We start from the raw sequence: 13,148 nt of genomic DNA on the forward strand, positions 1-13,148 counted from the left end.
GTAACATCCGGATTCGTTGCTGGAAATTCTGGAACAGCAACTGGACAAAGTTATCAGATTGGAGATCTGGTTATTGCAGATCCTTCAAAAAATCTCGCGCAACCTGGCGACACATCTGGCACGGGAATTGTTCTGTACAACGGAACAACTGGAAACTATATCACAATTTTTCTTCCCGGAGTTACCCCAACCTCATTAACAAGCGATAATTTTCTTTTTGAAGCCCCCGTTGGCACCGCTCCCAGCCTTACCGGTACCGGGGCCACGACGACCTATGTCGAAAAGGGGGGGGCGGCCACCCTGTTCAGCGGCGTGACCGCCAGTGTCGGCGCGCATCAGGACGATAGCGGACAGACCTTCACCAACATGACCCTGACCGTCACCAACGTGACGGACACCAACGAATATTTGAACATCGGCGGCGTGGACGTGGCGCTGAACGCCGGCACGGCGACCCTGACCGGGCTTGGCCTGGGAGGGACCACCGACGCCACCGCCACGGTGACCAAGAACGGCAACACGGCGACGGTCACGGTCAGCGGCCTGGGCCGGACCGAAGCCGAAATGAAGTCGCTGATCGAAACCATCACCTATAACAACAGCAGCGAAACGCCGACGGGGGGCAGCACCCGCACCGTCACCGTCACCAGCGTCAAGGATTCCGGCAACATAGCCGCCGCTCCGGCGCTGGGGGCGGCCACCGTCACCGTCAAGCCGGTCCCCGATATCACCGGCGTGTCGATCGCCGGCGGCAGCCACAGCAACACCTATATTGCCGGAGAAACCATCGACGTCACCGTCACCTTCGACCAGGCGGTCGACGTTACGGGAGCGCCGACGCTGACGCTGGATCTCGGCGGCTCCACCAAAACCGCCACATTGACCGGAACGTCCACCAACACATCGACGCTCACCTTCCGCTATACGGTGCAGGCGGGCGATGTCGATCCCGATGGCGTGACCGCCACGGCCAGTGGGATATCGCTGACGGGCGGGGCGACCATCACCGCTCACGGCGACAACACCAACAACGCCACCCTGACCTATACGCAGCGCAACGAATCCACCGCGAAGGTGGAGGCGGTCGTCCCGACATTCGACGTCTCGCCGTCGACCGGCAGCATCACCAGCACCGGCTTCACCCCGTCGGCCAGCATCGACGAGGCGGGCAACATCTATTACGTGGTGGTTGCCAGTGGCGATACGGCGCCGACCGCAGCCCAGGTGATCGCCGGCAACAATGCGAGCGGCGCGGCGGCACTCAAGGCAGGCAACCAGACGGTCGGCACCGCTCCCTACACCAGCAGCTTCGGCGCCGTCACCGGCCTGTCGTCCGGCACCGCCTACGACGTCTACGTGGTGGCGAAGGACGCCCTGGGCAATGCGATGTCCAGCCCGGTGAAGGTCTCCGTCACCACCACGCCGGCCACCCCCAGCGCTCCGACGCTCGACACCGCGTCCGACAGCGGCAGCAGCAACAGCGACGGCAAGACCAGCGCCACCACGCCCACCTACACCATCACCGGCGTGACCAGCGGCGCCACCGTCACGCTGTTCAACGACGCCAACAGCAACGGCACGCCGGACGCCGGAGAGACGCTGGCCAGCGGCACCGCCAGCGGCACCAGCATCTCGCTGACCGTCGGTTCCGCGCTGTCGGAGGCGAGCTACGCCAACATCAAGGCGATCCAGACCATCGGCAGCACGAACAGCGCCGCCTCCACTGCCGCGTCGACTCTGGTCGTCGACACCACCGGTCCCAGCTGGAACACCTCGACCAGCCTGTCGGTGGCCGAGAACATCACGGCGGTGGCGACCCTGTCGACCAGCGACACCCTCAGCGGCGGCGTCACCTATTCGATCATCGGCGGCAGCGACCAGGGCAAGTTCACTCTGTCGGGAACGTCGCTGAGCTTCACCAGCGCTCCCAATTACGAAAGCCCCACCGACAGCGACACCAACAACAGCTACGTCGTCATCGTCCGTGCCACCGACGCGGCCGGCAACACGTCCGACCGGACGATCACCGTCACCGTCACCGACGCCAACGAGGCGCCGACCGACGTCACCCTGGCGAATGCGACGCTGACCACCGCCGCCGCCACGGCGGGCGCCACGGTCGGGGTGCTGACGACGACCGATCCCGAAACCAGCCAGACCCACACCTACACGCTGGTCAGCGGAACCGGCGATACCCACAACGCCTCCTTCTCGATTTCCAGTTCCAATCTGGTGGTGGGGGGCACCGGGCTGTCCGCCGGCACCTACAGCGTGCGGGTGCGCGCCACCGACAACGGTACCGGCAGCCTCTTCTACGAAAAATCCTTCACCATCACGGTGACCGCCAACTCCAACCCGGTCATCGGCAGCCTGGACGGCAACAGTGTCGCCTGGGCCGGCGAAGGCAACACGGTGACGCTGGATCTCGGCACCGACGCCACCCTGTCCGATACGGAGAACGGCGCCGGCAACTGGAGCGGCAGCGTGCTGACCGTCCGGCGTTCCGTTTCCGGCACCGCGACGCCGCTGACGTCGGACGTGTTCTCGTTCAAGACCAACGGGACCTTCTCGGAAAGCGGCGGCAACCTGCTGGATACGGCGAACTCCAACGCCGTCTTCGGCACCGTCAGCAACGCGAACGGCACCCTGAGCGTCACCTTCAACGGCAGCGCCACCGCGACGCTGATCCAGACGGTGATGCGGAACATCCAGTATCGGAACGACACGCCGACCGGCGACACCGTGATCCGCTATTCCATGACCGACGGGAATGGCGGCAGCACCAACGCCGACGTGACGGTGACCAGCGACACCATCTATGTCACCAACAACGCAGACGCCGGCACCATCGACGTATCGAATGGCGTCAGCCTGCGCGAGGCGGTGGCCATCGCCCTGGCCGACGCCACCGGCACCCAGACCATCAAGTTCGCCGGCGACGTGACCAGCATCGCGCTCACGTCCGATCTGGCGGTGACCGAAGATCTGACCTTCGACGCCGATCTGCCCGGCACCCTGACCATCAGCGGCAACAAGATCAGCGTTTCGTCGGGCAAGACCCTGACGCTGACCAACGGCACCGGCGACACGCTGACCATCTCCAGCCAGATCACCGGCAGCGGCGGCATCACCAAGACCGGCGCCGGCACGCTGACGCTGAGCGGCGGCAACGATTACACCGGCGCCACCACTGTCAGCGCCGGCACGCTGACGGCCAACGGCGGCATCGGCGACAGCAGCGCCGTGACGGTGTCCAGCGGCGCCACGCTGAACCTGTCCGGCAACGAGACCATCGGGTCGCTGACCGGCAGCGGCGCCGTCACGCTCGGCAGCTCCACGCTGACCATCGGCGCCAACGCCAGCACGACTTTCGACGGCGTCATCGGCGGCACCGGCGGCCTGACCAAGGCCGGCACCGGCACGCTGACCCTGACCGGCACCAACAGCTACACCGGCACCACCACCGTCAGCGCCGGCACCCTGGCGCTGAACAGCAGCGGCGGCACCGCGCTGTCCGACAGCAGCGCGGTGACCCTGTCGGGCGGCACGCTGACCCTGTCGTCGGCGAGCGAGACCATCGGCACGCTGAGCGGCGCCAGCGGCACGCTGGCGCTGGGCGGCAACGCGCTGACCATCAACCAGACGAGCAACCAGACCTTCAGCGGCGCCATCACCGGCACCTCGTCGGCCAGCCTGACGCTGAACGCCACGGGCGGCTCCACGACCTTGACGCTGGACGGCACCACCAACAGCACCGGCTTCGCCGGAGGCATCACCGTCACCACCGGCACGCTGCTGGTGACCTCCGACAGCAACCTGGGCGCCGGCACCGTCACCTTGAACGGCGGCGTCCTGCGTCTGACCGGCACCGTCGGCACCATCGACAACGCCGTTTCCATCGGCAGCAGCGGCGGCACGGTCAGCGTCGCCCCCGGCGGCAGCGCCACCCTCTCCGGCATCATCAGCGGGTCGGGCACCCTGATCAAGGCCGCCAGCGGCGACCTGACCCTGTCGGGCAACAACGGCAGCTTCAGCGGCGCCTTCAACATCAACGCCGGCACGGTGACGGTCAGCCATGCCAACGCGCTGGGCAGCACCGCCGGCGGCACCACGGTGGCCAACGGCGCCACGCTGCAGCTCGCCGGCGGCATCGTCACGGCCGAGAACCTGACCGTTTCCGGCACCATCCTGGTCTCCGGCAGCGGCGTCATGGCCAGCGGCACCGTCACCTTGGCGGCCGACGCCACCTTCAACGTGTCGAGCACCCTGCACCTGTCGGGCGTGGTCAGCGGTTCCAACGCCCTGATCAAGACCGGCACCGGCAGCCTGACCCTGGCGGGCAACAACACCTATACCGGTTCCACCACCGTCAGCGCCGGCACGCTGATCGTCGAGCACAGCAACGCGCTGGGCACCACCGCGGCCGGCACGACGGTCGCCAGCGGCGCCGCGCTGCAGCTCTCCGGCAGCCTCACCCTGGCGGAGGCGCTGACCGTTTCCGGCAGCGGCCCGTCCTCGACCGGCGCGTTGCAGGTCACCAGCGGCAGCGCCACGCTCAGCGGCGCCGTCACCATGGGCGCCGACAGCACCATCGGCGTCACCGGCACCGGCCTGACCCTGTCGGGCGTGCTCGGCGGCGGCTTCAACCTGACCAAAACCGGCGGCGGCACGCTGACCCTGTCGGGCACTTCCAACACCTATACCGGTACCACGACGGTCGGCGGCGGCACGCTGGCGATCGCCGGGTCGGGCAGCATCAGCAACGCCGCCATCACGCTGGCCGGCGGCACGCTGGACAGCACCGGCAGCAGCGTCACCCTGACCAACGCCATCGCGCTGGGCAGCGGCGACGGCACCGTCAATGTCGACAGCAGCAAGACGCTGACCCTGTCGGGCGTGGTCAGCGGCTCCAACACCCTGACCAAGAACGGCACGGGCACGCTGACCCTGTCGGGCAACAACACCTACACCGGCGCCACCACCGTCAGCGCCGGCACGCTGGTGGCCGGCCACAGCAACGCGCTGGGCACCACCGCCGCCGGCACCACGGTCGCAGACGGCGCCACGCTGGCGGTATCGAACGGCATCACGCTGGCGGAAGCGCTGACCATCTCCGGCAGCGGCGCGTCCTCGACCGGCGCGTTGGAGGTCACCAGCGGCAGCGCCACCATCAGCGGCGCCGTCACCATGGCCGCCGACAGCACCATCGGCGTCACCGGCACCGGCCTGACCGTGTCCGGCGTCATCAGCGGATCCTACGCCCTGACCAAGGACGGCACCGGCACGCTGACCCTATCGGGGGCCAACACCTATACCGGTTCCACCACCATCAGCGTCGGCACGCTGGTGGCCGGCCACAACAATGCGCTGGGCACCATCGTCGGCAGCACGACGGTCGCCAGCGGCGCCACGCTGGCGGTATCGAACGGCGTCACCCTGGCGGAGGCGCTGACCATCTCCGGCACCGGCGTGTCGTCGGCCGGCGCGCTACAGGTCACCAGCGGCAGCGCCACCATCAGCGGCGCCATCACCATGGGGGCCAACACCACCATCGGCGTGTCCGGCACCGGCCTGATCCTGTCGGGCGTCGTCGGCGGCAGCCACGCCCTGACCAAGGACGGCACCGGTACGCTGACCATGTCGGGGAACAACACCTACACCGGTTCCACCACCATCAGCGCCGGCACGCTGGCGGCCGGCCACAGCAATGCGCTGGGCACCACTGCCGGCGGCACGACGGTCTCCAGCGGCGCCACCCTGGCGGTATCGAACGGCGTCACGCTGGCGGAGAATCTCACCGTCTCCGGCAGCGGCGTGTCGAGCGCCGGCGCCTTGCAGGTCACCACCGGCAGCGCCACCGTCAGCGGCACCGTCACCATGGCCGCCGACACCACCATCGGCGTGACCGGCACCGGCCTGACCCTGTCCGGCGTCGTCGGCGGCAGCCACGCCCTGACCAAGAGCGGCAGCGGATCGCTGACCTTGTCGGGGAACAACACCTATACCGGCGCCACCACCGTCAGCGCCGGCGTCCTGATCATCAATCACGCCAACGCGCTGGGCACGACCGCCGCCGGCACCACCATCGCCAGCGGCGCCACCCTGCGCATCGGCACCGGCCTGACCGTCGCCGAGAATCTGACGATCAGCGGCATCGGCGTGTCGACCGGGATCGGCGCGGTGAAGGTCAACGGCGGAACGGCCACCATCAGCGGCACCGTCACCCTGGCGGCGGACGCAGACATCGGCTCCTACAACAGCGGCGACACGCTGACGATCAGCGGCGCGGTGTCCGGCAGCTTCAACCTGACCAAGGTCGGCGGCGGCACGGTGGTCCTGAGCGGCACCAACAGCTACACCGGCACCACCACGGTCGGCGAAGGCACCCTGTCGATCGCCGGGTCCGGCAACATCAGCAGCGCCGCCGTCACGCTGAGCGGCGGCGGCACGCTGGATGTGACCGGCAGCAGCGTCACGCTGGCCAACGGCCTGACCGTCGGCACCGGCGGCGGCACGGTCAACACGGCCAACGCGCTGACCCTGTCCGGCACCTTCGCCGCCGGAACCAACACGCTGACCAAGTCGGGCAGCGGCACCCTGACCCTGACCGGCACCAACAACACCACCGCCTGGGCCGCCACGGTGACCGGCGGCACGCTGTCGGTCGGTGCGGCCGCCAACCTCGGCACCGGCACCGTCACGCTGAACGGCGGCACGCTGGCCTCCACCGGCACCCTCACGCTGGCCAACGCCGTCGCGCTCGGCAGCAGCCACGGCACCGTCAGCGTCGGTACCGGCAACGCCCTGACCCTGTCGGGCGTCATCAGCGGGGCCAACAACCTGACCAAGTCGGGCGCCGGCACGCTGACCCTGTCCGGCACCAACAGCCACACCGGCTCCACCACGATCAGCGACGGCACGCTGATGGTCACCGGCACCCTGAACGGGTCCGGCGCGGTCACGGTGGGCAACGGCGGCACGCTGGCCGGTACGGGCACCGTCAACGGCGGCCTGACCGTGCAGTCCGGCGGCATCCTGTCCCCCGGCATCGCCGGCACCAACAACGGCGTCGGCACCCTGACCGTCAACGGCGGCCTGACCATCCAGTCCGGCGGCACCCTGGCGGTCGATCTGGTCAGCACCAGCAGCTACGATCAGGTGAACGTCACCGGGGCGGTCAACGTCAGCAGCGCCACCCTGACCGCCGGCGGCAGCTACACTCCGGTGAAGACGACCGGCGGCGACAGCTTCGCTATCATCTCCAACGACGGCAGCGACGCCGTCACCGGCACCTTCACCGGGCTGGCGTCGGGCGCCACGCTGACCCTGAACAGCGGGTCGATCACCGTCAGCTATGCCGCCGGCAGCAACAGCAACGACGTCGTGCTGACCGGGCCGGTCAACCAGGCGCCGGCGCTGGCCGGCACCTTCACCACCGCCGGCACGGTCAACGACAACGCCACCACCACGCCTTTCGGCGGCGTGACGGTGGCCGACACCGACGACAACACCGGCACCTTCACCGTCACCATCACCTACACCGCGGCCAACGGCACGCTGTCCAGCGCCGGCGGCGGGCTGAGCGGCAGTGCCGGCAACTACACGCTGACCGCCACCACGCCGGGCGGGCTGCAGACCCTGCTGCAGGCGCTGGTCTTCACCCCCACCAACAACCAGGTGGCGCCCGGCAGCACGGTGCAGACCACCTTCACCCTGACCGCAAGCGACGGCACGACCAGCAGCAGCGCCAACACCAGCACGGTGGTCACCGCCAGCTCGATCAACGACGCGCCCACCGACATCGCCCTGTCGAACAGCTCGGTCACCATCTTCGACGGCACCAACGCGGTGGTCGGCACCCTGTCGAACACCGACGCCGACACCGGCCAGACCTTCACCTACACGCTGGTCAGCGGCACGGGCAGCACCCACAACAGCCTGTTCAACATCTCCGGCACTTCGCTTCAGGCGAACAACGCCAGCGTCCTGACCGCCGGGCAGAGCTATTCGGTCCGTGTGCAGGTCAGCGACGGCACCGCCACCTACGAGAAGACGTTCAGCATCAGCGTGACCAACGACCTGACGGTCGACGTCACCGCCATCGACGGCACCACCAGCGGCACCTACAGCGGCGACAAGTCCGACGGCGGCGGCCTGGACCTGAAGGAGGCCATCGCCCTTGCCAACGCCGTGACCGGCAACGTCACCATCCGCTTCGCCGCCACGTTGGGCGGCACCATCACGCTGCCCGCCACCCTGACGGTGCGCGACGGCGTGACGCTGGCGATGGACAGCGACACCGACAGCCGGGGGATCACCATCACCGGCAACGGCTTCACGCTGGGCAACGGCTTCGGCGTCAGCGTCGGCACCGGCGACACGCTGACCATCAACTCGACCCTGGCCGACAATGGCAGCGACACCGCAGCCCTGAGCAAGAGCGGCAGCGGCACGCTGGTGCTGGGCGGCACCAACAACACCGCGACCGGCGGCACCAGCGGCACCGGCATCAACACCATCACCGTCGGCGGCGGCACGCTGTCGGTGGCGGGCGACGCCAACCTGGGCACCGGCACGCTGACGATGAACGGCGGCAACCTGACCGTCACCGGCGCCACCACCATCGACAACGCCATCGCCCTGTCGTCCAGCGCCGGTATCGACAACGCCAACGCCGTCACCCTGTCGGGCGACGTCACCGGCACCGGCGGCCTGACCAAGTCCGGTACCGGCAAACTGACGCTGGGCAGCACCGGCAACAGCTGGTCCGGCGGCACCACCATCGGCAGCGGCGAGGTGGAACTGGGCACCTCCGGCACCATCGGCAGCGGCACCATCACCCTGAACGGCGGCACGCTGAGCACGACGGCGGCCAGCCAGACGCTGACCAACGCCATCGATCTCGCCGGCACCGGCACGGTGAAGACCGCCAACGCCCTGACCCTGTCCGGCACCGTCAGCGGCACCGGCACCCTGACCAAGGACGGCAGCGGCACGGTCACGCTGTCGGGCACCAACACCCATAGCGGGTCGGTCACCATCAACGCCGGCACCCTGACGGTGTCGGGCGGCAGCGCCATCGGGGACGGCAGCGCGGTGTCGGTGGGGGCCAGCGGCACGCTGACCCTGTCGGTCAGCGAGACCATCGGTTCGCTCACCGGCTCCGGCGCGGTGGCGCTGGGCACCAGCACCCTGACCACCGGCGGCGACAACGGCACCACCACCTTCTCCGGCGCGATCGGCGGCACCGGCGGCCTGACCAAGGCCGGCACCGGCACGATGACGCTGTCGGGGACCAACACCTACACCGGCGCCACCACGGTGTCCGGCGGCGGGCTGACGGTGTCCGGCGGCTCGGCCATCACGGATAGCGGGGCCGTCTCGGTCGCCTCCGGCGCCACCCTGACCCTGTCCACCACCGAGACCATCGGCTCGCTGGCCGGGGCCGGTTCGGTGGTGTTGGGCGCCAACACCCTGACCACCGGCGGCGACAACAGCAGCACCACCTTCTCCGGTGTCCTGTCCGGCACCGGCAACCTGACCAAGGGCGGCAGCGGCACCCTGACCCTGTCCGGCACCAACACCTACACCGGCACCACCAGCGTCCGCGGCGGTACCCTGTCGGTGACCGACGCCACCAACATCAGCACCGGCGCGCTGACGATCGACAACGGCACGCTGGCGATCACCGGCACCGGCGCCAGCTTCGCCAACGCCGTTACCGCCGGCACCTTCGGCGCCACCATCACCGTGGCCAACACCGCCACCCTGACCGGCGTGGTCGGCGGCACCGGCGCCCTCACCAAGACCGGCAGCGGCACCCTGACCCTGTCCGGCACCAACACCCGCAGCGGTGCCACCACCGTCAGCGCCGGCACGCTCGCCGTCTCCGGCGGCAGCGCCATCGCCGACACCGGCGCGGTGACGGTCAGCTCCGGCGCCACCCTGGAGTTGGGTGCGGCCGAGACCATCGGTTCGCTCGCCGGTGCCGGTTCGGTGACGCTGGGCAGCTACACCCTGACCGTCAGCCCGTCGAGCGGCTCCACCACCTTCTCCGGCGCCCTGTCCGGCACCGGCGGCCTGACCAAGTCGGGTTCCGGCAGCCTGACCCTGTCGGGGGCCAACACCTACACCGGCGCCACCACGGTGTCCGGCGGCACGCTGACGGTGTCGGGCGGCTCCGCCATCGCCGACGGCAGCGCGGTGACGGTCAGCTCCGGCGCCACCCTGGACCTGTCGGCCGCCGAGACCATCGGGTCGCTGGCCGGTGCCGGTTCGGTGACGCTGGGCAGCTACACCTTGACGGCCGGTGCCGACAACAGCAGCACCAGCTTCTCCGGCGCCCTGTCCGGCACCGGCGGCCTGACCAAGTCCGGCACCGGCACCCTGACCCTGTCCGGCACCAACACCTACACCGGCACCACCACCGTGTCGGGCGGCACCCTGTCGGTGACCGGCGGCAGCGCCATCGCCGATACCGGCGCGGTGTCGGTCAGCTCCGGCGCCACCCTGGACCTGTCCTCCAGCGAGACCATCGGGTCGCTGGCCGGTGCCGGCTCGGTGACGCTGGGCGCCAACACCTTGACGGCCGGCGGGGCCAACAGCAGCACGACCTTCTCCGGCGCGATCAGCGGCACCGGCGGCCTGACCAAGTCCGGCACCGGCACCCTGACCCTATCGGGCGCCAACACCTACACCGGCACCACCACCGTGTCGGGCGGCACCCTGTCGGTGTCCGGCGGTTCGGCGATCAGCGACAGCAGCGCGGTGACGGTCAGCTCCGGCGCCACCCTGGACCTGGGTGCGGCCGAGACCATCGGGTCGCTGGCAGGATCCGGCTCGGTATCCCTGGGCGCCAACACCCTGACCGTCAACCCGTCGAGCGGCTCCACCACCTTCTCCGGCGCCCTGTCCGGCACCGGCGGCCTGACCAAGTCCGGTTCCGGCAGCCTGACCCTGTCCGGCACCAACACCTACACCGGCGCCACCACCGTGTCCGGCGGCACCCTGACCGTGTCGGGCGGTTCGGCCATCGCCGACGGCAGCGCGGTGACGGTCAGCTCCGGCGCCACCCTGGACCTGTCGGCCGCCGAGACCATCGGTTCGCTGACCGGTGCCGGTTCGGTGACGCTGGGCAGCTACACCCTGACCACCGGTGCCGACAACACAAGCACCGCCTTCTCCGGTGTCCTGTCCGGCACCGGCGGCCTGACCAAGTCCGGTACCGGCACCCTAACCCTGTCGGGCGCCAACACCTACACCGGCACCACCAGCGTGTCGGGCGGCACGCTGACGGTGTCGGGCGGTTCGGCGATCACGGACGGCGGCGCCGTCTCGGTCAGCTCCGGCGCAACGCTGGAGTTGGGGGCGGCCGAGACCATCGGGTCGCTCGCCGGTGCCGGCTCGGTGACGCTGGGCAGCTACACCCTGACGGCCGGCGGCGACAACAGCTCCACCACCTTCTCCGGCGCCCTGTCCGGCACCGGCGGCCTGACCAAGAGCGGTTCCGGCAGCCTGACCCTGTCGGGGGCCAACACCTACACCGGCGCCACCACCGTGTCCGGCGGCACGCTGACGGTGTCGGGCGGCTCCGCCATCGCCGACGGCAGTGCGGTGACGGTCAACTCCGGCGCCACGCTGGGCCTGTCTGCGGCCGAGACCATCGGCTCGCTCGCCGGTGCCGGTTCGGTGACGCTGGGCAGCTACACCCTGACGGCCGGCGGCGACAACAGCAGCACGACCTTCTCCGGCGTGCTGTCGGGCACCGGCAACCTGGCGAAGACCGGCACGGGCACTCTGACCCTGTCCGGCACCAACACTTACACCGGCACCACCGGCGTCACCGCCGGCACTCTGTCGGTGACCGGCGGCAGCAACCTGGGCAGCGGCACCGTGACGCTCAACGGCGGCACGCTGGCGATTACCGGCACCGGCGCCACCGTCTCCAACGCCGTCACGCTGGGCAGCGGCGGCGGTACGGTCGACAACGCCAACGCCGCCACCCTGTCCGGCGTCCTCTCCGGCACCGGCGGCCTGACCAAGTCGGGCACCGGCACAATGACGCTGTCGGGAACCAACACCTACACCGGCGCCACCAGCGTGTCGGCCGGCACGCTGACGGTGTCCGGCGGCAGCGCCATCGCCGACACCGGCGCGGTGACGGTCAGCTCCGGCGCCACCCTGGACCTGGGTGCGGCCGAGACCATCGGCTCGCTGGCAGGAACCGGCTCGGTGTCGCTGGGCAGCTACACCCTGACGGCCGGCGGGGCCAACAGCAGCACGACCTTCTCCGGCGCGATCGGCGGCACCGGCGGCTTGACCAAGTCCGGCACCGGCACCCTGACCCTGTCGGGCGCCAACACCTACACCGGCACCACCACCCTGTCGGGCGGCACCCTGTCGGTGTCCGGCGGTTCGGCGATCAGCGACAGCAGCGCGGTGACGGTCAGCTCCGGCGCCACCCTGGACCTGGGTGCGGCCGAGACCATCGGGTCGCTGGCAGGATCCGGCTCGGTGTCGCTGGGCAGCTACACCCTGACGGCCGGCGGGGCCAACAGCAGCACGACCTTCTCCGGCGCGATCAGCGGCACCGGCGGCTTGACCAAATCCGGCACCGGCACCCTGACCCTGTCGGGCGCCAACACCTACACCGGTGACACCACCGTGTCCGGCGGCACCCTGACCGTGTCGGGCGGCTCGGCCATCGCCGACGGCAGCGCGGTGACGGTCAACTCCGGCGCCACCCTGGACCTGTCGGCCAGCGAGACCATCGGCTCGCTGACCGGTATCGGTTCGGTGACGCTGGGCGCCAATACCCTGACCACCGGTGCCGACAACAGCACGAGCAGCTTCTCCGGCGCGATCAGCGGCACCGGCGGCCTGACCAAGACCGGCACCGGTACGCAGACCCTGCTGGGCACCAACACCTATACCGGCGCCACCACCGTGTCGGGCGGCACGCTGACGATTTCCGGCGGCTCGGCCATCGCCGACAGCAGCGCGGTAACGGTGGACAGCGGCGCCACGCTGAACCTGTTGGCGGCCGAGACCATCGGCTCGCTCGCCGGTGCCGGTTCGGTGACGCTGGGCAGCTACACCCTGACGGCCGGCGGCGACAACAGCAGCACGACCTTCTCCGGCGTGCTGTC

1 protein-coding gene is annotated in these 13,148 nt (G+C 69.8%); it reads left to right on the forward strand.

All coding sequences use genetic code 11. From position 1 onward, the window contains the following. Nucleotides 1-312: 312 nt before the first annotated feature. On the forward strand, nucleotides 313-13,148 hold a 12,836-nt coding region (locus tag J2Y49_RS24755; RefSeq protein ID WP_310117716.1), incomplete at its 3' end, for an autotransporter-associated beta strand repeat-containing protein.

The organism is Azospirillum sp. BE72, from assembly GCF_031455875.1.
In the GTDB taxonomy this organism is placed as follows: domain Bacteria; phylum Pseudomonadota; class Alphaproteobacteria; order Azospirillales; family Azospirillaceae; genus Azospirillum.